26 protein-coding genes are annotated in these 22,445 nt (G+C 40.2%); 5 read left to right on the top strand and 21 right to left on the bottom strand.

Annotated features, from left to right (window positions below):
- Positions 1–19: 19 nt before the first annotated feature.
- The 5 genes from A6J84_RS06645 to leuS form a co-directional block, all read right to left on the bottom strand.
- Complete coding sequence (locus tag A6J84_RS06645) at positions 20–604, bottom strand: nucleotidyltransferase family protein (protein ID WP_001098878.1); 585 nt, start codon at positions 602–604, stop codon at positions 20–22.
- A complete protein-coding gene (gene ruvB / locus A6J84_RS06650) occupies positions 585–1,583 on the bottom strand; it encodes a Holliday junction branch migration DNA helicase RuvB (protein WP_000086801.1) in 999 nt (332 codons plus the stop codon). The genes A6J84_RS06645 and ruvB overlap by 20 nt, the downstream gene beginning before the upstream one ends.
- A gap of 488 nt (positions 1,584–2,071) precedes the next feature.
- Positions 2,072–2,488 (bottom strand): GNAT family N-acetyltransferase, encoded by a 417-nt coding sequence (locus tag A6J84_RS06655; RefSeq protein WP_095726298.1) that lies wholly within the window; start codon positions 2,486–2,488, stop codon positions 2,072–2,074.
- An 11-nt stretch (positions 2,489–2,499) separates the two neighbouring features.
- A complete protein-coding gene (locus A6J84_RS06660) occupies positions 2,500–3,195 on the bottom strand; it encodes a GNAT family N-acetyltransferase (protein ID WP_095726299.1) in 696 nt (231 codons plus the stop codon).
- Positions 3,196–3,390: 195 nt separating this feature from the next.
- Positions 3,391–5,892 (bottom strand): leucine--tRNA ligase, encoded by a 2,502-nt coding sequence (leuS, locus tag A6J84_RS06665; protein ID WP_095726300.1) that lies wholly within the window; start codon positions 5,890–5,892, stop codon positions 3,391–3,393.
- A 148-nt stretch (positions 5,893–6,040) separates the two neighbouring features.
- Here leuS and A6J84_RS06670 point away from each other — a divergent pair, with 148 nt between their 5' ends.
- The 5 genes from A6J84_RS06670 to A6J84_RS06690 all read left to right on the top strand — a co-directional run bounded on the left by A6J84_RS06670 (position 6,041) and on the right by A6J84_RS06690 (position 12,366).
- The gene (locus A6J84_RS06670) at positions 6,041–7,690 is read left to right on the top strand and encodes a sensor histidine kinase (protein WP_084849987.1); all 1,650 of its coding nucleotides are present in this window, start codon (positions 6,041–6,043) and stop codon (positions 7,688–7,690) included.
- Positions 7,683–8,453, top strand: a complete 771-nt coding sequence (locus tag A6J84_RS06675; RefSeq protein ID WP_084849988.1) for a response regulator transcription factor — start codon at positions 7,683–7,685, stop codon at positions 8,451–8,453. The genes A6J84_RS06670 and A6J84_RS06675 overlap by 8 nt, the downstream gene beginning before the upstream one ends.
- Before the next feature lie 114 nt (positions 8,454–8,567).
- The gene (locus tag A6J84_RS06680; RefSeq protein ID WP_049520525.1) at positions 8,568–9,614 is read left to right on the top strand and encodes an ABC transporter substrate-binding protein; all 1,047 of its coding nucleotides are present in this window, start codon (positions 8,568–8,570) and stop codon (positions 9,612–9,614) included.
- A 12-nt stretch (positions 9,615–9,626) separates the two neighbouring features.
- Positions 9,627–10,718: an ABC transporter ATP-binding protein gene (locus tag A6J84_RS06685; RefSeq protein WP_049520526.1), complete on the top strand. Its 1,092-nt coding sequence runs from the start codon at positions 9,627–9,629 to the stop codon at positions 10,716–10,718.
- Positions 10,708–12,366 (top strand): ABC transporter permease, encoded by a 1,659-nt coding sequence (locus A6J84_RS06690; RefSeq protein ID WP_049520527.1) that lies wholly within the window; start codon positions 10,708–10,710, stop codon positions 12,364–12,366. The genes A6J84_RS06685 and A6J84_RS06690 overlap by 11 nt, the downstream gene beginning before the upstream one ends.
- A gap of 104 nt (positions 12,367–12,470) precedes the next feature.
- On the opposite strand, the gene A6J84_RS06695 is transcribed toward A6J84_RS06690, so the two are convergent.
- From A6J84_RS06695 to rplF, 16 genes are all read right to left on the bottom strand, one after another.
- On the bottom strand, positions 12,471–13,163 hold the full coding sequence (locus tag A6J84_RS06695) for a histidine phosphatase family protein (RefSeq protein ID WP_070695999.1): 693 nt from the start codon (positions 13,161–13,163) through the stop codon (positions 12,471–12,473).
- Positions 13,164–13,399: 236 nt separating this feature from the next.
- Positions 13,400–14,737 carry a PFL family protein gene (locus A6J84_RS06700; protein WP_000354871.1) on the bottom strand — a complete coding sequence of 446 codons (1,338 nt, stop codon included), beginning with the start codon at positions 14,735–14,737 and terminating at the stop codon, positions 13,400–13,402.
- A gap of 9 nt (positions 14,738–14,746) precedes the next feature.
- The gene (locus tag A6J84_RS06705; RefSeq protein ID WP_000644111.1) at positions 14,747–15,013 is read right to left on the bottom strand and encodes an ACT domain-containing protein; all 267 of its coding nucleotides are present in this window, start codon (positions 15,011–15,013) and stop codon (positions 14,747–14,749) included.
- A gap of 263 nt (positions 15,014–15,276) precedes the next feature.
- The gene (rplQ, locus tag A6J84_RS06710) at positions 15,277–15,663 is read right to left on the bottom strand and encodes a 50S ribosomal protein L17 (protein WP_000331493.1); all 387 of its coding nucleotides are present in this window, start codon (positions 15,661–15,663) and stop codon (positions 15,277–15,279) included.
- Between the two features lie 11 nt (positions 15,664–15,674).
- The gene (locus A6J84_RS06715) at positions 15,675–16,610 is read right to left on the bottom strand and encodes a DNA-directed RNA polymerase subunit alpha (protein WP_000568993.1); all 936 of its coding nucleotides are present in this window, start codon (positions 16,608–16,610) and stop codon (positions 15,675–15,677) included.
- A gap of 42 nt (positions 16,611–16,652) precedes the next feature.
- Positions 16,653–17,036, bottom strand: coding sequence for a 30S ribosomal protein S11 (gene rpsK, locus A6J84_RS06720; protein ID WP_001118385.1), 384 nt, complete (start codon positions 17,034–17,036; stop codon positions 16,653–16,655).
- A 17-nt stretch (positions 17,037–17,053) separates the two neighbouring features.
- Positions 17,054–17,419: a 30S ribosomal protein S13 gene (gene rpsM, locus A6J84_RS06725; RefSeq protein ID WP_000090781.1), complete on the bottom strand. Its 366-nt coding sequence runs from the start codon at positions 17,417–17,419 to the stop codon at positions 17,054–17,056.
- A 17-nt stretch (positions 17,420–17,436) separates the two neighbouring features.
- On the bottom strand, positions 17,437–17,553 hold the full coding sequence (gene rpmJ, locus A6J84_RS06730; RefSeq protein WP_001808836.1) for a 50S ribosomal protein L36: 117 nt from the start codon (positions 17,551–17,553) through the stop codon (positions 17,437–17,439).
- 24 nt (positions 17,554–17,577) lie between these two features.
- The gene (gene infA, locus A6J84_RS06735; protein ID WP_001029883.1) at positions 17,578–17,796 is read right to left on the bottom strand and encodes a translation initiation factor IF-1; all 219 of its coding nucleotides are present in this window, start codon (positions 17,794–17,796) and stop codon (positions 17,578–17,580) included.
- Positions 17,797–17,912: 116 nt separating this feature from the next.
- Entirely contained in the window at positions 17,913–18,551 is a 639-nt protein-coding gene (locus A6J84_RS06740) for an adenylate kinase (RefSeq protein WP_001050433.1), read from the bottom strand.
- 145 nt (positions 18,552–18,696) lie between these two features.
- On the bottom strand, positions 18,697–20,007 hold the full coding sequence (gene secY, locus A6J84_RS06745; protein ID WP_000465387.1) for a preprotein translocase subunit SecY: 1,311 nt from the start codon (positions 20,005–20,007) through the stop codon (positions 18,697–18,699).
- 12 nt (positions 20,008–20,019) lie between these two features.
- Positions 20,020–20,460 (bottom strand): 50S ribosomal protein L15, encoded by a 441-nt coding sequence (gene rplO, locus A6J84_RS06750; RefSeq protein ID WP_000766089.1) that lies wholly within the window; start codon positions 20,458–20,460, stop codon positions 20,020–20,022.
- A 144-nt stretch (positions 20,461–20,604) separates the two neighbouring features.
- Positions 20,605–20,787: a 50S ribosomal protein L30 gene (rpmD, locus tag A6J84_RS06755; protein ID WP_000057241.1), complete on the bottom strand. Its 183-nt coding sequence runs from the start codon at positions 20,785–20,787 to the stop codon at positions 20,605–20,607.
- A 13-nt stretch (positions 20,788–20,800) separates the two neighbouring features.
- Positions 20,801–21,295 (bottom strand): 30S ribosomal protein S5, encoded by a 495-nt coding sequence (rpsE, locus tag A6J84_RS06760; RefSeq protein WP_095726301.1) that lies wholly within the window; start codon positions 21,293–21,295, stop codon positions 20,801–20,803.
- Positions 21,296–21,312: 17 nt separating this feature from the next.
- Positions 21,313–21,669 (bottom strand): 50S ribosomal protein L18, encoded by a 357-nt coding sequence (rplR, locus tag A6J84_RS06765; protein ID WP_000624044.1) that lies wholly within the window; start codon positions 21,667–21,669, stop codon positions 21,313–21,315.
- A gap of 83 nt (positions 21,670–21,752) precedes the next feature.
- A complete protein-coding gene (gene rplF, locus A6J84_RS06770; protein WP_000086626.1) occupies positions 21,753–22,289 on the bottom strand; it encodes a 50S ribosomal protein L6 in 537 nt (178 codons plus the stop codon).
- Positions 22,290–22,445: the final 156 nt, after the last annotated feature.

Here is a 22,445-nt window from a genome sequence, read left to right on the forward strand (position 1 = left end):
CTAGTATACCGTCCCTAACTTAAATTTTTCTTAAGTTTTTTGAAAAAGTGAGATTTTTCCATTTTTCTTGCCAATTTTTCTTGGACAAGCGTTCTTGATAGAGCTTCATTCGGTCCTCATTCTCTAAAAAATGAGGAGTTGGGGAAACCTGAAAGTTCAAAATATCCTCTAAACCATAAGGCGCAAAGAGCTCTAAAGTTGCTTCGGCATGCAAGCGAAGCCCTATCGCCGTACAGCGTTCAGGATACTTACTCATAGCATCACGAGAACTCGTGTAAGGCGCAGTGTGGGGACTGTGCTGATGCATATAGACCTGATTTTTCAACTCCCACTGATACTGAGGAAAATCTTCTCTCAGTTTTTTCTCTAGGGATACTGTTTCCTCATAAGAAATATCTGGATCAAAGAAAATCACATCCACATCCGTCTCACTATCAAAAGGCGATTTATCAGACAAGAGATTCCAGATGAAATTCCTGACAGAACCTGCTGCCAACCACGAGTCTTTCAGATCAAGGTCACGAATGATGGTCAAAATGGTCATCATATCCGGATTTTCTCTGAAAGCATCTAGAATTTTTTGTTCATTTTTCACTGTATTCATACCCTAAATGCTCATATGCCTTAGCCGTTGCAACCCGCCCAGAACGAGTTCGCATGATGAAACCTTTCTGAATCAGGTAAGGTTCATACATATCTTCTACCGTCTCACGCTCTTCAGCAATATTAACAGAAAGGGTTCCCAGTCCTACAGGACCACCACCATACATCTCAATCATGGTGCGAAGGATTTTTTGGTCCACATAGTCCAAACCTTCACGGTCTACATCCAGCATGGTCAAAGCCTTATCCGTAATCACATCATCAATCAAGCCATCCCCCATAATCTGGGCAAAGTCGCGCACGCGCTTGAGGAGACGATTGGCGATACGAGGAGTTCCTCGACTGCGCAAGGCCAGCTCAGCAGCCGCCTCATGAGTGATTTCCATCTCAAAAATATCTGCTGTCCGCTCAACAATTTCCGTCAAATCAGCATGAGCATAGTATTCCATATGACCTGTAATCCCAAAACGTGCCCGTAGAGGATTTGAGAGCATCCCCGCACGTGTCGTTGCACCAATCAAGGTGAATGGTGGCAAGTCCAAATGAACACTGCGACTGCCTTCACCAGCACCAATCATGATATCAATGTAGAAGTCTTCCATGGCACTATAAAGCACCTCTTCCACCGACATGGGCAAGCGATGAATCTCGTCAATAAAGAGAACGTCTCCAGGCTCCAAATCATTCAAAATCGCTACCAGGTCACCCGCTTTTTCAATGACAGGACCTGACGTTTGCTTGAGATTGACTCCCAGTTCATTGGCAATAACAAAGGCCATGGTTGTTTTCCCGAGACCTGGAGGACCAAATAAAAGAACATGGTCCAGTGCCTCATCCCGCATTTTGGCAGCTTCGATAAAGATTTGCAGCTGGTCCTTGACCTTATCCTGCCCAATATATTCACGTAAATACTGAGGACGGAGGGTACGTTCTACCAACTCCTCATCCCCCATGATTTCATTATCTAAAATTCTACTCATGGCTCTATTATATCAAAAATCCAAGCCACAAACAAAAAAGCCACCTGATTGGGTGGCCTCTTTAGGGAGATTATTATGAAAAAGAAAAGTTTAGGATTTCATTAAATAAAGTTAGGAGGTCTTTATTTAATGATTATATAATACAAGATGAATCTTAAAGCTAACTTAACTTTTTCTTTGTTTTATCATTTTTTTAAAAATTTTTTCAAATGAAATTTTCTTTTTCAAGCCACAAAAAAGCCACCTGATTGGGTGACTTCTTTGGGAGATTATGATGAAAAAGAAAAGTTTGGGATTTTATTAAATAAAGGGTACTCAATGAAAATCGAAATAAGACTAGGCAGATAGACGCAAGCATAACTATAGTTAGCTAAGTCGACTCTAACGAAGGCTGGTGAGATTTTCGAAGAGTATTAGGAGGTCTTTATCTAATAACTATATAATACACGAGGAGACTTAAACTTTACTTAATAAAAAATAATTTTTTTTTATCTTTTTCGATCCACCCAAATCATTCCTGTACAATCATAAGTAGATAAGGTTTCAAATCCCAGAGAACGATAGAATCCCAAGGTTTTTTCTGTCTGTTCGGTCACTAGTTGGACTTGATAGGCATCTTTGTAATCACCTAAAGCCTCTTTCATCAAGTCGCTACCAATCCCTTGGCGCTGATAGCTAGGCAAAACGATCAAATCCTGGACAAAAATCGATGAAAAACCATCTCCGACTAAACGGACCAAGCCCACCACGGCATCGCCATCAAGTGCCAGATAAATCGCTAAGGAGTGAGATAAGGCCTTCTCCAGCATCTGAGGTTGATGGGTATAATTTGTCCATCCAACTGCCTGATAGAGATGCAAAACATCCTCTAGCTTGACAATTTCTTGCCTTCTAATAGTCATCATCTCAATACCTCTCAGAATTCTCTCAAGCTCTTGTACTGCCGTCCATTTTTATCAAAATTTTCAGGAGCCAGCCATGCTTCCAAACGAGCTTTAACTCGAGGCCAGTCCTTATCAATCATAGAGAGCCAATCCGTATCCCTCGTACGCCCCTTATAAACGACTGCCTGGCGGAAGGTTCCTTCATAGACAAAGCCCAAACGCTCCGCAGCTCGTCTGGATGGGAGATTTAGAGCATCACATTTCCACTCGTAGCGACGATAGTTAAGCTCCTCAAAAACATACCGTGCCAGGAGATACTGGGCTTCTGTCCCTATCCGTGTTCCCCTGAGTTCTGGAGAAAAAGTGACAGCTCCCACTTCTATTACTCGGTTATTCTGGTCAATGCGCATGAGAGAAAAAGTTCCCAAGACCTTATCAGTTGCCTTATCTATGATTGCATAGTAAAAGCGATCCTTACGAGCTAACATCTGATTTAAAAGGCTAACCAGTTCCTCCATATCTGCCACTGGTTCCTGAAAGAGGTAGGTCCACATCTCCCGAGGAGTATCTGGACCATAAACAGCTAGCAGATCCTCCGCATGCTTTTCCACCGAAAGAGCCTCTATCCGAGCGTAGCACCCTTCTAAGAAATCAATGGAAGGCAATTCTCCTGGAGTATAACCTTCCATTGACTCACCAATTATCTGACCATATTCATTTACTGGCATTGTTTTCTCCTTGTTTTACTTTTCAAACTTTATAATTGCACATAGTATATCATACTTTCATGAAAAAATTCAAAAAATCCTCCAGAGTTCAGCTCTGGAGGATTCCTATCTTATTTCACAACAATATTAACCAATTTAGTTGGCTTCAATAGTCCAGTGGACTATTGAAGGTGGCAGATAGAGATAATAAACTCGTTATTTAACGACGATATTAACGAGTTTGTTAGGTACCGCAATCACCTTCACGATTTCCTTGCCGTCAATTTCTGCTTTAACTTTTTCATCAGCCAGAGCGATTTCTTGCAATTCTTCGCGTGATAGGTCTTTAGCAACCATCAATTTGGAACGAACTTTTCCTTTGATTTGGACGACGATTTCGATTTCATCTTCAACCAATTTACTTTCGTCCCAAGTTGGCCAAGCTACATAAGAGATGGACTCACCTGTTGCAGCAACTGTTTGCCAGAGTTCTTCTGCCAAATGAGGTGCAAATGGGGCAATCAATTGGATAAAGCCTTTGGCGTAGTCCACATAGAGTTTGTCTTCCTTATTAGCAGCGTTGACAAAGACCATAAGTTGGGCAATAGCTGTGTTGAATTTCATGGATTCGATTTGCTCAGTAACAGATTTAACGGTTTCGTTATAAACCTTGTCAAGAGCACCATTATTTTCCGCAACAATTTCTTTACTTGTAATCAAACGGTAAACACGGTCTAGGAATTTACGGCTTCCTTCCAAGCCTTCTTCAGACCAAGCGATGGAAGCATCGAGTGGCCCCATGAACATTTCATAGACACGAAGAGTGTCGGCACCATATTGTTCCACCACATCGTCTGGATTGACAACGTTCTTGAGTGATTTAGACATCTTGGCTGGTGCTTGCTCCAACTCTTCTCCTGTTTCCACATGGAAGAAAGAACCGTCACGTTTTTCAACCTTATCAGTCGCTACAAGAGCTCCACGGTGGTCACGGTAGCTTGTTCCCAAAATCATTCCTTGGTTAAAGAGTTTTTGGAATGGTTCCTTAGTCGGAACAACACCGAGGTCATAGAGGAATTTATGCCAGAAACGAGCGTAAAGCAAGTGAAGTACAGCGTGCTCTGCACCACCCACGTAGATATCTACTGGCAACCATTGTTTGAGGAGATCCTCGTCAGCCAATTTCTCAGTATTATGTGGGTCAATATAGCGGAGGTAGTACCAGCTTGAACCAGCCCATTGTGGCATGGTGTTGGTTTCACGACGACCTTTGACACCATCTTCACGCGTCACTTCCAACCAGTCGGTCAAGTTAGCCAATGGGCTTTCCCCAGTACCTGAAGGACGGATATCCTTGGTGACTGGCAAGACAAGTGGGAGTTCACTTTCAGGAACAGCTGTTGAAGTCCCATCTTCCCAATGAATGATTGGGATTGGCTCACCCCAGTAACGTTGACGGCTAAAGAGCCAGTCGCGGAGACGGTAGGTAACCTTCTCTTGTCCACAACCTTTCTCTTCCAACCAAGCCACAATTTTAGCAATCGCTTCTTCTTTGTTAAGGCCATCTAGGAAGTCTGAATTGACATGAAGACCATCTTCAGCATAGGCAGCTTCTTCTACATTTCCACCTTCAAGCACTTCTACGATTGGGAGGTCAAATTGTTTGGCAAATTCCCAGTCACGTTGGTCGTGGGCTGGCACAGCCATAACGGCACCTGTTCCATAGCTCGCAAGAACATAGTCGGCGATCCAGATTGGAATTTCCTTACCATTGACAGGGTTGATAGCATAAGCACCAGTCCAAACCCCTGTTTTTTCCTTGGCAAGGTCGGTACGAGCCAAGTCAGACTTGAGACTAGCTTGGTGTTTGTAGTCAGCTACAGCCTCAGCTTGCTCTGGACTTGTGATGGCGTCAACCAAGTCATGCTCAGGAGCCAAGACTGTGAAGGTCGCACCGAAAAGAGTATCAGGACGAGTTGTAAAGACGGTGAATTCCTTGTCAGTCCCTTTCACTTTGAAAGTTACATTGGCACCAATTGATTTGCCAATCCAGTTGCGTTGCATGTACTTAATAGACTCTGGCCAATCCAACTCATCCAAGTCATTAAGCAAGCGCTCTGCATAGGCCGTAATTTTGAGCATCCATTGGCGCATTGGTTTGCGGACAACGGGATAGCCACCACGCTCAGAAGTTCCATCAGGAAGCACTTCTTCGTTGGCAATGGCCGTTCCCAATTCTTCCACCCAGTTTACTGGTACTTCGGCTTCATAGGCCAAGCCTTTTTCGTAAAGCTTGGTGAAAATCCACTGAGTCCACTTGTAATAATTTGGATCTGTGGTGTTAACTTCACGGTCCCAGTCGTAAGAGAATCCAAGCGCATTGATTTGGCGTTTGAAGTTGGCAATATTTTCCGCCGTAAATTCTGCTGGGTCATTTCCTGTATCCATAGCATATTGCTCTGCAGGCAATCCAAAGGCATCCCATCCCATTGGGTGAAGGACGTTGTATCCTTGCGCACGTTTGTAACGGCTGAGAATATCCGTTGCTGTATAACCTTCTGGGTGTCCTACATGCAATCCAGCTCCTGAAGGATATGGGAACATATCGAGAGCATAAAACTTCGGTTTTGATGCATCTGTTCCTGTCTTAAATGTATGATGTTCTGCCCAGTAGCCCTGCCACTTAGGCTCAATTTCTTTATGATTGTAAAAACTCATGGTCTCTCTCCAATTTTGTGATGTTACTATTATACCATTTTTGGGGGAATTTGGTCTCGTTCTATTCTACACTTTTCTATTTTACCTTGCTCTAGAATTTTTAAACTGCTATACTTATAACAGAAACCCCTTCTAAAGGAGGTAACGGATGTCTCATTCCTTTAAAAGATCTCTTCAAAAAGAAATTCTACATAGAAGCTCCATAGCAGCTTTTATATCTTCTCTTTTATTACTAATTTTTCTTTTTGGGTTTTCCTATTTTTTACAAAAACAACAACTAGCTAAAGATACTCAACAAATTGCTCAACATGTTCATGACATGAAACAAGCGAATTATGAATTGTTGGAAACTATGAATAAAAAAATGGTTCCAGAATTTATAGAAGGTAAACACACTGACAGGGAATTATTTAGTCTATTTTATGAAACAAAAGCTCAACTAAAACTCAGTTCTGATTTTGTCATTCTCGATGATACTGGCGAACTTTTATTTAGCACTAATCGCAATCATAAAGAAACTCTTTTAGCTCCCTATTATTTAAAATTATTAATTCAAAATCCTACCCAAGGATCCATTTCAGAGAAAGTTGCTCTATCTATGGATAAGCAGCATTATGCTGTCTTTATTATGCCCATAATTCAAAATCAACGAGCAATAGCTTACAGTATTTCTTTTGTTAATGAGAATGACTTCGTATCAAGTATCCCTTTAATTAATTCAAAATACGTCATCACAGATACCTTTGGTAATATATACTCTAGTAATACTAATCAATTTACACAATCAACTCTGGAAAAATTTGATGAGAAATCTCTCCATTCAAAAACACATTGGTTCGTTGAAAATCCAATTTTGATTGAAAAGCGTAAAGTTGATTCAATTTTTTCAATTTACACTTTCCAATCATTCTTTCCTATTCCTAGCTTACTTAGTCTTGCTTCCATACTAACACTTTGTATCTTTCTATTATATTTTTGGCAGGCTAGGAGAATTGCCCATAAAATCGCAACCCATAATGCTGGTCCTATTGAAAGTTTAGTCTTTCAATTACATGAAATTCCTAAGAAAAAAGAAAAGAAACTTACTCTCCATACTGAGGATGAATTTGAACTGATAGCTGAGAAAATTAACGATATGCTACAGGAGTTGGACGAACTTCATCAAAAGATGTTGACCATTGAAAAGGAAAAATGGGTTTTTGAAAGAAAAATGCTAGAAGCTCAGTTTAATCCTCACTTCCTATACAATACCTTGGAAACTATTAAAATCACGAGTATGATTGATGCTAGTATTACACAAGACCTTATTCAAAATCTAACACGCATCCTGCGATACAGCGTGACTGAATTAGAAAAAGAAACGACTCTTGGGAAGGACTTAGAAATTATCGAAGCATATCTAAAGATTCATCAGATTCGCTTTGAACAATTTTCTTATCATATTGACTATTCTCAAAAACTATATTCACAAGTCATCCCAAAACTTTTCCTATTACCGCTTGTAGAAAATGCTCTAAAATACGGAAGGCAGTATCGTATAGATCTTTCCATCTCTATCAAAATCACTCAGAATCAGGAAGAGCTAACCTTTATCATTATGGATAATGCCGGTGGTTTAACTAAACAAGAACGCCTACATATCCTAGAATCCCTGAACAGTCCACATACTCAACACGGTATTGTCAATAGTTACAAACGATTGAATAACTTCTTTGAAAATGTCGAATTGGATTTAGGAGTAAATCCTAAAGGTGAAACGTTTGTTAAATTTGTCACGAAAGGAAGAACACATGTTTAAGCTAATCATTGTCGAAGACGAGCACTTAATTCGAAAATGGCTTGAGATTGCTGTAGACTACTCTACCTTAGGTATTCAAGTCGTAGGAACCGCTAGTCATGGACAAGAAGGAATGGAACTAATTCAAAAACTAAAACCACATATTGTACTGACAGATATCACCATGCCTATCATGGATGCCTTCATGATGTTTGAAGCCACACAGTCTATTTCCTATGAAAAAGTAATCCTATCTGGCTATGATGATTTCCAAAATGCAAAAAAAGCTATGCAATTTGGAGCTGTAGATTTTCTATCAAAACCCATAAATATCATAGAATTAACAGAATGTCTAGAGAAAATAATTCTTCGCCTTCAAATGGATCAACATCAAAACAAGCCATTTTTACAAGATTATCAGATTTTTGTCACCTCTCTTCAAAAAATCAATCCTCAAAACCAACTGATTCAACAAATTCTCGAATTTATACACCAGCACTACTCCGAACACTTTACTATTTCTACTATTGCAGAAAATTTAGGCTATAGCGAAAGTTATCTATATAAAGTTATCAAAGAAGATTTTCCAATTACCTTGAATGAATATATCCTACAGTATAGATTAAAACAAGCAGTTGAAAAAATAATCCAACATCCTGACTATCCACTTAGCCAAATTGCTGAACAAGTGGGGTTCTCAGACTATAAATATTTTGGGAAAGTTTTTAAGAAATACTTTCATATTTCCCCAAAAGAATTAAAAACCATTGGAAGAATAGTATAAAAACTATTCTTCTTTTTTGTAGAGAATTTTCCACTATTAGGATAGAATTTTGAGTTTTAAAAACGCTTACATTCTTTTACAATAGATATAACAAAAACTTTGGAGGTATCCATCATGAAAAAGAAATGGATGTATTTTGCTGCTTGTGGACTTGCTATTCTAGGACTGACTGCCTGCTCTTCTGACGACACTTCAGGAGATAAGGCAACCGAAAACGGTGGAAGTGACACTCTGGTAGTCTATTCGCCAAACTCAGAAGGCTTAATTGGTGCGACAATTCCTGCTTTTGAAGAAAAATATGGTATTAAAGTTGAACTCATTCAAGCAGGAACTGGTGAGCTCTTTAAAAAGCTAGAGTCTGAAAAAGAAGCACCTGTAGCAGATGTCATATTTGGTGGTTCCTATACTCAATATGCCACTCACGGAGAACTCTTTGAAAATTACGTTTCTCCAGAAAACGAAAATGTAATCAAAGAATATCAAAATACAACCGGTTACTCAACTCCTTACACATTAGACGGTAGTGTATTAATTGTAAATCCTGATTTGACTAAGGGTATGAATATCGAAGGATATAGCGATCTTATCAAACCAGAGCTCAAAGGAAAAATTGCAACAGCTGACCCTGCTAACTCTTCTAGTGCTTTTGCTCAACTAACAAACATGTTACAAGCTGAGGGGGGATATGCAGATGACAAGGCTTGGACTTATGTAAAAGATCTCTTCACATTAATTAATGGTAAAATCGGTTCAAGTTCATCTGGTGTTTATAAAGCAGTGGCAGATGGAGAAATGGCTGTTGGTCTTTCATATGAAGATCCTGCAGTTAAACTTTTAAACGACGGTGCTAACATTAAAGTTGTTTATCCAAAAGAAGGAACTGTTTTCTTACCAGCGAGTGCTGCTATTATAAAAAACGCAAAAAACAAAGAAAATGCTAAGAAATTTATCGATTTCATCATTTCTCAAGACGTACAAGATACTCTAGGTACTACAACTACTAACCGTCCTGTTCGTAAAAATGCTAAAACTAGCGAAAATATGAAACCAATCGAACAAATCAAAGTACTAACTGAAGACTATGACTATGTCATCAAAAACAAATCAGAAATTGTTAAGAAATACAACGAAATCTTTACAGATATCCAATCTAAACAGTAATAGGGGTTGACTATGAGCGAGATTAAAATTATTAATGCTAAGAAAATTTACAATGATGTGCCCGTTATCGAAAATTTAAATGTTACAATTCCTAAGGGAAGCCTTTTCACTCTCCTTGGGCCTTCAGGATGCGGGAAAACAACTTTGCTTCGTATGATTGCTGGGTTCAACAGCATCGAAGGAGGAGAATTCTACTTCGATGATACCAAAATTAATAACATGGAACCTAGCAAGCGTAACATCGGAATGGTGTTCCAAAACTATGCGATTTTCCCACATTTGACAGTGCGTGATAACGTAGCGTTTGGACTCAAGCAGAAAAAAGTTCCAAAAGAGGAGCTCATAAAACAAACTAACAAATACCTTGAGTTGATGCAGATTGCTCAGTACGCTGATCGTAGACCAGATAAACTTAGTGGTGGTCAACAACAACGGGTTGCCTTAGCACGCGCTTTAGCTGTTAATCCTAGCGTTCTCCTTATGGATGAACCTCTAAGTAACCTAGATGCCAAACTTCGCTTAGATATGCGTCAAGCTATCCGAGAAATCCAACACGAAGTTGGTATTACAACTGTCTACGTAACTCATGACCAAGAAGAAGCCATGGCCATTTCTGACCAAATTGCTGTTATGAAAGACGGTGTTATTCAACAAATTGGTCGTCCCAAAGAGCTTTACCATAAACCAGCAAATGAATTTGTTGCAACATTTATTGGTAGAACAAATATAATCCCTGCTCGTCTAGAAAAACAAGCTGACGGAGCTTACATAGTCTTTGAAGACGGCTATTCTCTTCGTATGCCAACTCTTGATCAAGTTGACGAGCAAAACATCCGTGTTAGCATTCGTCCTGAAGAATTTATCCGTGATGAAAATGGTCCAATCAATGGAACAATCACTGACAGTGTTTACCTTGGGCTTAACACTGAATACTTCATTGAAACTGGATTTGCTCCAAAACTTCAAGTAAGTGAAGAATCAACATTCGAAGAAGATTTAGAAAAAGGAGATTGTGTTCGTTTGAGAATCAATACTCAAAAACTCAATGTCTTCTCTGAAGACGGTTCGCGAAATCTCATAAAAGGAGTCAGCCATGGAGCGTAAAAAACTAAACATATGGACTGGATCTTCCTTCTTCATTTTCCTTACCTACTTGGTTTTCTTGGTCTACCCAATTGTGACTGTACTAAAGCAAGCACTGGTAAATGAAGGTAGCTTCTCTTTAGAAAATTTTGTTACATTCTTTAGCAAATCTTATTATTCTGAGACACTCATTAATAGTTTTAAAGTTTCTGTAACTGCAACAATTACTTCTGTCGTTGTTGGTACCTTGCTAGCTTATCTATTTTCAATGTATGACTTCAAGGGGAAGAAATTTTTGCAAATCTTGATTATCATCGCATCCATGTCAGCTCCCTTTGTAGGTGCCTATTCTTGGATTCTACTTCTTGGTAGAAACGGAGTTATTACAAAATTTCTAACCAACACACTCCATTTGCCCGCTTTTGATATCTATGGCTTTAAAGGTATTGTACTTGTCTTTACACTCCAACTTTTCCCACTCGTTTTCCTTTACGTAGCTGGAACCATGAAGAGTATTGACAACTCCCTCTTGGAAGCTGCTGAAAGCATGGGATCTTTCGGCTTTAAACGAATTGTAACAGTCGTTTTACCTCTTCTAGTCCCAACTTTACTAGCAGCAGCGCTCCTAGTGTTTATGAGAGCTTTCTCAGACTTCGGTACTCCGATGCTGATTGGTGAGGGATATCGTACTTTCCCAGTATTAATCTATACTCAGTTTATCAGTGAAGTTGGAGGCAACTCGGCTTTCGCATCTGCCTTAGCAATCATGGCCATTACAATCGCCCTTGCTATCTTCCTCATCCAAAAGTATATTTCAAATCGTTTCAGCTTCAGTATGAACTCGCTTCATCCAATCGAACCTAAGAAAACGACAAAAGGAAAGATGGCTGCTATTTATGTAACTGTTTATGGTATTATTATATTCTCTGTCTTACCTCAAGTTTACTTGATTTATACATCATTCCTTAAAACATCAGGTATGGTATTTGTTAATGGATACTCATTAAATAGCTATAAAACAGCCTTCAACCGTATGGGGTCTGCTATTTTCAATACCATTCGCATCCCTCTACTTGCCTTGATTCTCGTTGTTTTATTTGCAACCTTCATCTCATACCTTGCTGTTCGTAAACGCAACCTATTTACGAATCTAATCGATAGTCTTAGTATGGTACCTTATATCGTACCAGGAACTGTTCTCGGTATTGCATTTATCTCTTCATTCAATACAGGAATCTTCGGAAGTGGCTTCCTTATGATTACAGGAACAGCCTTTATCCTGATCATGTCCTTATCTGTTAGAAGACTCCCATATACTATTCGATCTTCAGTAGCTAGCTTGCAACAAATTTCTCCGAGCATTGAAGAAGCTGCAGAAAGTTTAGGAAGTAGTCGTCTTAATACCTTTACTAAAATCACCACCCCAATGATGCTTTCAGGTATCATCTCAGGGGCAATCCTATCATGGGTAACGATGATTTCAGAACTTTCTACTTCAATTCTCTTATACAATGTTAAGACTAGAACAATGACTGTAGCTATCTACACTGAAGTACTTCGTGGAAATTATGGCGTGGCGGCTGCTTTGTCAACTATCCTCACTGTCTTGACAGTTACTTCATTATTACTATTTATGAAAATTTCTAAAAACAATAGCATTACCCTCTAGTTTTCCCCTATCAAAAACAGCCAAAAGGATATCCCTCGGCTGTTTTTTTCTTATGTTTATATGGTTACCAAATCTCTAGTTTATGGCAAGCAGTTCTATTTTGACTAAATAGAGGGCTCTTCCATCTTCTTACGTCCGAGCTCTCGATAGCTACGGTCACCAACAACTTCTACGCTAAACTGACCGTCCTCATATTCAAGAATCGTCACGCTACCATTATCCAGACCATGCGGATGCATGCCATTGATCAGATAAACAATGGTACCAATCGTCATTCCATGGCTCACAACGAGGGCATTACCCCCACCTTGTTCTTCCATTTCTTTAGCAATCGCTTCAAAGCCTTCCTTGATTCGACCACTGAGTTTTTCCCAACCTTCAGCCCAGCCTGCAGTATCAACCTCTACCAAACCTTCTGCTAGTTCTGCATAGGACAACTGATGAACATGGTCTACATTGAAAATTCTCGGAATCAATCCCATAAAGAGGTCCCCATCATAGGCCCCATCAAAACTACCAAAGCACCACTCTCTGATGCGCTTGTCCATGCGGTAAGGGATTTTCCCCTGTAGTCCAAGTTCTTCTAGGATAATTCCCATGGTTTGAATAGTGCGACCTGAATCACTGGAATAAGCGCGGTCAAACTGCAAGCCAGACTCTCTCAAGCCAATTCCCAGTTCATGGATTCCCAACTCACCTTCTGCAGTCAGAGGTGTATCACTCCATCCTTGAGCACGTCCAATGGTGTTAAACATCGTTTTCCCATGACGGACCAAATACAATCTTACTTTAGACATTTTCTATCCTCCATTTTCTTCTATTATATCATGGATCAAAGAAATATTCGGCTTTCAAAAGCAAAGCCAACATTTGTAAATTATCCAAAAGAAAAGCTACCCTCATGGTAGCTTCCCTAGGAGATTATTATGAAAAAGTTTAGGATTTCTATTAAATAAAGTTAGGAGGTCTTTATTTAATGATTATAGTATACACAGTCATCCTTAAACTCAACTTAAATCCTCTCGCTTTTTTATTAATTTTTAAAACTATGGATTGGAGCTGGGATTTGCCCACCGCGAGAGATGAAATCAACAGACGAAGCCCCGTTGACCTTCATAACTGGAGCTGTCCCTAGCAAGCCTCCAAACTCAATCATATCGCCTTCTTTGCCCTTTGGAATAATACGGACGGCCGTTGTTTTCATGTTAATGACACCAATTGCCGCCTCATCCGCAATCATAGCTGCAATGGTTTCAGCAGGCGTATCTTCCGGAATGGCAATCATATCCAGCCCAACAGAACAGATAGCCGTCATGGCTTCTAGTTTCTCTAAATTCAGAGAGCCATCTTGTACCGCACCAATCATCCCCTCATCTTCAGAAACGGGGATAAAAGCACCTGACAAGCCACCGACTTGGTTACAAGCCATCACTCCGCCCTTCTTAACTTGGTCATTCAAAAGAGCGAGGGCAGCCGTCGTCCCATGCGTACCAACTGTTTCTAGGCCCATTTCCTCAAGGACACGAGCCACAGAATCGCCAACTGCAGGAGTTGGTGCCAAGCTTAGGTCGACAATCCCAAAGTCAACACCCAGTCTCTCGCTGGCCATTTGACCGACTAGCTGACCAATACGAGTAATCTTAAAGGCTGTTTTCTTGACCGTCTCAGCTACAACATCAAAACTCTGACCACGAACTTTCTCCAAGGCGCGTTTGACAACACCAGGACCTGAAACACCAACATTGATGATAACATCTGCTTCCCCAACACCATGGAAAGCCCCTGCCATAAAAGGATTGTCCTCAACAGCATTAGCAAATACGACCAACTTGGCCGCACCCATATCTGATAGCGCAGCTGTTTCCTTGATGATACGCCCCATATCAGCGACCGCAGTCATGTTGATACCTGACTTGGTCGAGCCAATGTTAACAGACGAACAAACCTTGTCTGTCTCAGCTAGAGCGCGCGGGATAGAATTGATGAGAATTTCATCACCTTTTTGATAACCCTTTTGTACCAAGGCAGAGAATCCACCAATAAAATCAACACCGATCTCCTTGGCAGCCTTGTCAAGAGCCTTTGCCAAAACAAGATAGTCCGTCGCATCAGTCGCTGCACCAATTAAAGAAATCGGAGTCACCGATACTCGTTTATTAACAATAGGAATCCCAAGTTCTGCAGCAATTTCGTCTCCTACAGCCACTAAATTTGCAGCTTTAGTGGTGATTTTTTGGTAAATCTTTTCAGCAGCACGTTCAATATCTGGATCAATACAATCCAAAAGGGAAATCCCCATGGTGATGGTTCTGATATCGAAGTTCTGCTCCTCGATCATGGCAATGGTTTCTGTAACTTGTCTAATATCCATAGCCACCTCCTAGATATTATACATAGCGTCAAAAATCGCCGCACTTTGAATATTTATTTTGACATTCAAGGTCTGACCGAAAGTTTCAAACTCATTTCGAAGATAAGTGAAATCCTGTTTTTCGTCACTAGAAACGACCGCCATCATAGTAAAGTATTCATCCAACACCGTCTGAGAAATATCGTCAATATTCAAACCCAACTCTGCAATCTTAGTAGACACGCCTGCAACGATCCCAGCCTTGTCCTTACCAACCACTGTAATAATAGCCTTCATCCTTATACCCCATTTCTACGATTTTTAGAAAACCTGAACGTTTTTGATTTTCTTTTTTCCTAGTATAGCATATTTCCATAGAAAATACTAAAAAACGCCTGCTTACGAAGTTGTTCTTAAGAAAAAAACAATTTCGTAAACAAGCGTCTACCCTATCAAATGATGATGAGTGTTCCCGCTAGGACATAAGTCCCAGCGGTAGACCAGAGCTAGACTAAGAGCACAAGACTCCATCATCATAACACTCAACAAAATTGATGATTTTATACTAATTCGATGATCGCCATTGGCGCAGCATCACCACGACGTGGTTCAGTTTTAAGGATACGAGTGTATCCACCGTTACGTTCAGCATAACGAGGTGCGATTTCTGAGAACAATTTTTGAAGTGCTGTAGTAGAAGTGTACTTATCAGTTGCTTCATCATAGTTTTCAGATGCGATTTCATTACGTACGAAAGCAGCTGCTTGACGACGTGCATGCAAATCACCACGTTTACCTAGAGTAATCATTTTTTCAACAGTTTTACGGATTTCTTTAGCACGAGCTTCAGTTGTCACGATTGATTCGTTGATCAAAAGGTCAGTTGTCAAATCGCGAAGCATTGCTTTACGTTGTGAGCTAGTGCGTCCTAGTTTACGGTAAGCCATGTATTCCTCCTTTATTTATCTTTTAATCCAAGACCCAAGTCAATGAGTTTGAGTTTCACTTCTTCCAAACTCTTGCGTCCAAGATTTCGTACCTTCATCATCTCTGCTTCAGATTTTTCTGTCAAATCATGCACAGTATTGATACCGGCACGTTTCAAACAGTTGTATGAACGCACAGACAAGTCCAGTTCCTCAATCGTACGATCCAAAATACGATCGTCAGATTCAGTATCAGCTTCTTTCATCACTTCAGTTGACTTAGCAATCTCAGTAAGATTTGTAAACAAATCAAGATGTTCTGTCAAGATACGCGCTGAAAGCCCTAAAGCATCTTCTGGAATAATTGTTCCATTAGTCAAGATTTCAAGGGTTAATTTGTCAAATCCATCATTGCTACCTACACGAGCAGGCTCTACTTGATAGTTGACTTTTGTAACTGGTGTATAAATAGAATCTACAGCAAGTGTTCCAACTGGTGCATTATCTTTTTTGTTTTCATCAGCAGGTACATATCCACGACCACTGTTAACAGTCATTGTCGCTTTTAGAGAAGAACCTTCACCGATTGTAAAGAGATAATGATCTGGATTTACAATCTCAATATCACTATCAGTCAAAATGTCTCCAGCTGTAATTTCAGCAGGACCTTCAACGTCAAGTTCAATGATTTTTTCGTCTTCAACGTATGATTTCACTGCAATCCCTTTAATGTTCAGAATGATTTGCATCACGTCTTCACGAACACCTGGGACTGTGTCAAACTCATGCAAGACACCTTCAATGTTGATAGATGTCACTGCTGCTCCTGGTAGAGAAGCTAGTAGTACACGACGAAGAGAGTTACCAAGAGTTGTACCGTAGCCACGTTCAAGTGGTTCGATTACAAACTTGCCATAATCTTTATTTTCATCAATTTTTGTTATATTTGGTTTTTCAAACTCAATCATTTAGTTACTCCCTCTTAAACGAAAAGCAGTGTAATGCGATGATTATACACGGCGACGTTTTGGAGGACGAGCACCATTGTGTGGCACTGGAGTCACATCACGAATTGCTGTTACTTCAAGACCAGCGGCAGCAAGCGCACGAATAGCTGACTCACGACCAGAACCTGGACCTTTTACAGTAACTTCAACTGATTTAAGACCGTGTTCTTGTGCAGATTTAGCAGCAGCTTCAGAAGCCATTTGAGCAGCGAATGGTGTAGATTTACGAGAACCTTTGAAACCAAGAGCACCAGCTGATGACCAAGCAATTGCATTACCATGCACATCAGTAATCATAACAATAGTGTTATTAAATGTAGCGTGAATATGAGCAATACCAGATTCGATATTCTTTTTCACACGACGTTTACGTGTTGGTTTAGCCAAGACTTTTACCTCCTATATTATTTTTTCTTACCAGCAATCGCAACAGCTTTACCTTTACGAGTGCGAGCGTTGTTTTTAGTGTTTTGTCCACGGACAGGAAGTCCACGACGGTGACGAATACCACGGTAAGAACCGATTTCCATCAAACGTTTGATGTTCAAGTTTACTTCACGACGAAGGTCACCTTCAACTTTGATTGCATCCACTTCACGACGGATAGCATCTTCTTGATCTGATGTAAGGTCACGTACACGAACATCTTCTGAGATTCCAGCAGCAGCCAAAATTTTCTTAGATGTTGCAAGTCCGATACCATAAACGTAAGTCAATGAGATTACTACGCGTTTGTCATTTGGAATGTCAACTCCAGCAATACGAGCCATGTTTTCTCCTTTCTATCTTATCCTTGACGTTGTTTGTGTTTTGGATTTGCTGGGCAAATTACCATAACACGACCATTACGACGAATTACTTTACAGTATTCGCAAATTGGTTTGACCGATGGTCTTACTTTCATTTCTTATCCCTCCAAGTTTTTCGATTATTTAAAGCGGTAAGTGATACGTCCACGTGTCAAGTCATATGGACTCATCTCGACAGTAACACGATCTCCCGCTAAAATACGAATATAGTTTTTACGAATTTTACCAGAAACTGTTGCTAAAATCTGATGTCCATTTTCAAGTTCAACCGTAAACATTGCGTTAGGCATTGTATCGACTACTTTGCCTTCAACTTCAATCACATCGTCTTTTGCCACGCAAAAGCACCTCCATAAATTTCGATTCGATGCCTCTGAAAACAGAGACAACAATTATAAGTCAGACTATCTCAGTATAACATTTGTAGCGATTTTTTGCAAGTGTGAAAAACGCTTTATTTCAAATTTGTCAATACTTTTTCGATGTCTTTGAACACATCATTGATATCTTGATTTCCTTCGATATCGTGGACCAAACCTTTGGCACGGTAGTGAGCAATGATTGGTTCACCTTGTGCAATATTCACATCCAAACGACGCTTCACTGTCTCCGGTTTGTCATCTTCACGTTGGTAATAATCTTCTTCCTTATAGTCAACTGGTGGGTTGAAAACTTTGTGGAAGGTTTCACCTGTTTCGCGATGGATGATACGGCCACTCAAACGTTCCAAGAGACAATCTGGGTTCACTTCGATATTGATCACACCTTCTAGTTCGATACCGAGTTCCGCCAATGTTTTATCCAAGGCATGGGCTTGTTCAATAGTACGTGGGTAACCATCCAACAAGAAACCTGTTTCCTTGATGTCGTCCTGTGAAAGGCGTTCTTTAACGATTCCATTTGTAACTTCATCTGGAACCAACTCACCTTTGTCGATGTATGACTTTGCAAGTACACCCATTTCAGTTTGATTTGCCATAGCAGCACGGAACATATCTCCAGTTGAAATGTGTGCCACGTGGAATTGCTCCACAATTTTAGCTGCTTGCGTTCCCTTACCTGCTCCAGGTAAGCCCATAATCAAAAGATTCATGATAGGATCTCCTTATTTTGTATTTAAATAGAAGCAGAAATCTCTTTCAACCCCTATTTAAAAACAAAATAGAAGAGGGGAGACGAAAATCTCTCTGATAGATAAATCTTCATACTCCACTCTCTAAGCAAAAGTAATTTTGCTTTTATTCTGTTTTATCCATGAAACCAACATACTTACGTTTCAATAGGTAACCTTCTAGCTGTTTGATTCCTTCGATACCAGTTGAGATAATGATCAAAAGACTAGTTCCCCCAAAAGCAACAGCTTCTGAAAGACCAAAGACATCTTTTGCCACAATCGGCAAGATTGAAATCACACCTAGGAAGATCGATCCGACAGTCGCAAGGCGACGAAGAAGTTTCGACATGAATTCTTCAGTTCCCTTACCAGGACGGACACCATGAATGTAGGCTCCACTCTTTTGCAAGTTTTCTGCTGCTTTCTCTGGATTGATCTGTACAAATGTATAGAAGAACGTAAAGAGAATGATTAGCAAGGCATACATAGCAACACCAGTCGGAGATGTTGTAGATAACATTTCCTGTGCTGTACGTACCCAAGCCCAATCATGACCTGTAGCACTCAAAAATTGAAGAATGGCTGCAGGTGCTGCTGTGATGGAACTTGCAAAGATAACTGGGATAACCCCCGCTGGGTTTACCTTCAATGGAAGGTATGAGCTTGATGGGGCTCCTTGAGCAACTTTTGTATATTGGATTGGAATTTTATATTCTGCCTGTTGAACATAGGTTGTAAAGTATACAATCAACAAGACAGCGATAATCAAAATAACGACAAAGATAATAGATGAAGTCAAACGGCTACTTGGAATATTGACGAAGTAGTCAACATAGATGCCTTTAATCATCTCAGGGATTGAAGCGACAATACCTGCAAAGATGATCATAGAAACACCGTTTCCGTATCCCTTATCTGTAATTTGTTCCCCGAGCCAAGTTACAATCATACTACCTGCTGTGAGGATAATACCAATAGTAACAAAAACTTGTGGAGTTAAAGCTGTCGTTAATAATTTCGCTCCAGATAGAGTATTAAATCCTGCTGTAATCCCGATAGATTGAACAAATGCAAGTACAAGTGCAATATAACGAGTAGCCTGGTTTAGTTTTCTCCGTCCTACTTCCCCTTGTTTGCCCCATTCTACAAACTTCGGTAAAATATCCATTTGTAGCAATTGAACAACGATTGAAGCAGTGATATACGGACTTACTCCGAGTGCAAAAACGGAGAAGTTCTTCATGGCATTCCCTGAAACAAGACTAAGCATGTTCAAGAAAGATAAACCGCTGAGAGCTTCTAAACTTTTTGCATTCACACCTGGAACAGTAATACTTGTCCCAATACGAAAAACAAGAATGATAAAAATCGTAAAAAGAATTTTTGATCGAACTTGTTTAACCTTGAGCGCTTCTTTTAGTAATTTAAAAAACATGGGTCACCTCTCTTAGATGACTTCTACAGAACCACCTTTAGCAGTGATAGCTTCCTCAGCTGATTTAGAGAATTTAGCTGCTTTCACAGTCAATTTCTTAGTCAACTCACCGTTACCAAGAATTTTAACTCCTGATTTTTCAGCTTTCACAATTCCTGCTTCGATAAGCACAACTGGAGTTACTTCTGCACCGTCTTCAAAGACGTTCAATTGGTCAAGGTTTACAATTGCGTATTCTTTAGCGTTGATGTTAGTGAATCCACGTTTTGGAAGACGACGGAACAATGGAGTTTGTCCACCTTCAAAACCAAGGCGAACTCCGCCACCGCTACGAGCTTTTTGACCTTTTTGACCGCGACCAGATGTTTTACCGTTACCTGATGAAGTACCACGACCAACACGGTTACGTACTTTACGAGAACCTTCTGCAGGTTTCAATTCATGAAGTTTCATTATTATTTTCTCCTCTTTTGTAAAATGCTAGCGCCGATAAGAGAGAAAAGGTTGTCTCCCTTATCAACTCGCCTATACATGGTCATCTTAGATGACTATACCTAGTTTTAGGGGATGAGTATTGCCACATCCCCTAAAAATTCATTAGTTTACTTCTTCAACAGTTACCAAGTGAGATACTGCAGTGATCATACCACGGATAGCAGCGTTGTCTTCTTTGATAACAGAGCTGTTCAATTTGCCAAGTCCAAGTGCTACAACAGTTTTACGTTGTGATGGAATGCGTCCGATTGGAGACTTAGTCAAAGTAATTTTAATTTGAGCCATTTTATCCCCTTTCTTATGCCAAATCAGAAACTGAGATACCACGAAGGGCAGCAACTTCTTCAGCGCGTTTCAATTGTTTCAAACCTTCAACAGTTGCGCGAACAATGTTGATTGGAGTGTTAGAGCCAAGTGATTTAGATGTAATATCTGCCACACCTGCCAATTCCACAACGGCACGAACTGCACCACCAGCGGCAACTCCAGAACCTTCTACAGCAGGTTTCAACAATACTTTAGCTCCACCGAATTCTGAAAGAACTTCGTGTGGGATTGTTGTTCCAACCATAGGAACCTCAATCAATTTTTTCTTAGCATCTTCTACTGCTTTGCGGATTGCTTCTGGAACTTCTTGAGCTTTACCAGTACCAAATCCTACGCGACCATTGTGGTCACCAACAACAACAAGAGCTGCGAAACGAAGACGACGTCCACCTTTAACAACTTTTGTAACACGGTTGACAGCAACTACGCGTTCTTCTAATTCAACTGCATTGTCTTTAAATGCCATTTTCTAGTGTCCTCCTATTAGAATTTCAATCCGTTTTCACGAGCTGCATCAGCCAAAGCTTTCACACGTCCGTGATATAGATATCCACCGCGGTCGAACACCACTTCTGAAATACCTTTAGCGTTTGCACGTTCTGCAACGAGTTTACCGACAGCAACGGCTTGTTCAGTTTTAGTTCCTTTTGAAACTTCTTTGTCAAGAGTTGAAGCACTTGCGAGCGTTACACCCGCTACGTCATCAATCACTTGAGCGTAGATGCCTGTATTAGAACGAAATACGTTCAAACGTGGGCGATCAGCAGTTCCAGAGAGTTTTCCGCGAACGCGACGGTGGCGTTTTTGGCGGAGTTTGTTTTTATCTGGTTTAGAAATCACAGTTTTCACCTCTTTAGTTTTAAATCGTGTGCTATGCACTAAGTTGGAAAATAGGTTGGTGGTTAAAAATCAACCACTCAACATTATTTACCTGTTTTACCTTCTTTACGGCGAACGAATTCACCAACGTAACGGATACCTTTACCTTTATATGGTTCTGGTGAACGAAGGCTACGTACGTAAGCAGCAGTTTGACCAACTACTTCTTTTGAAATTCCGCTAACAACGATTGTTGTTGGGTTTGGAAGTTCAAAAGTAATTCCTTCTGGAGCTTCAACTTCGTCTGGATGAGATTTACCAACAGCCAAAACAAGTTTAGATCCTTGAAGTTGTGCACGGTAACCAACCCCGCGCATTTCAAGTTCTTTCTTGAATCCTTCTGATACACCAACAACCATGTTGTTCAAAAGGGCACGAGTAGTTCCGTGGATTGTTTTCATTTCTTTTGAATCGTTTGGACGGTGAAGAGTTACTTCAGTACCTTCCACACGAATTTCAATATCTTTTGAGAACTCACGAGTAAGTTCTCCTTTAGGTCCTTTTACAGTTACAACGTTGTCATTGTTAGTGATTTCAACACCAGCAGGCAACACGATAACTTTATTACCAATACGTGACATGTTTATTTTCTCCTGTTAAATTGTCAGGCCAGAATGGCCAGTTTTCACGGGGGGTTAAATCGATTTCTCGATTTAAAGGAACATTTAGGTTTCAATTTCAAAGTGAATCTAGGCATCGTCTCGCCGGCATAACTTTGGGTTAGGCAAGAGACGATA

The organism is Streptococcus sp. FDAARGOS_256, from assembly GCF_002289235.2.
Taxonomy (GTDB): Bacteria; Bacillota; Bacilli; order Lactobacillales; family Streptococcaceae; genus Streptococcus.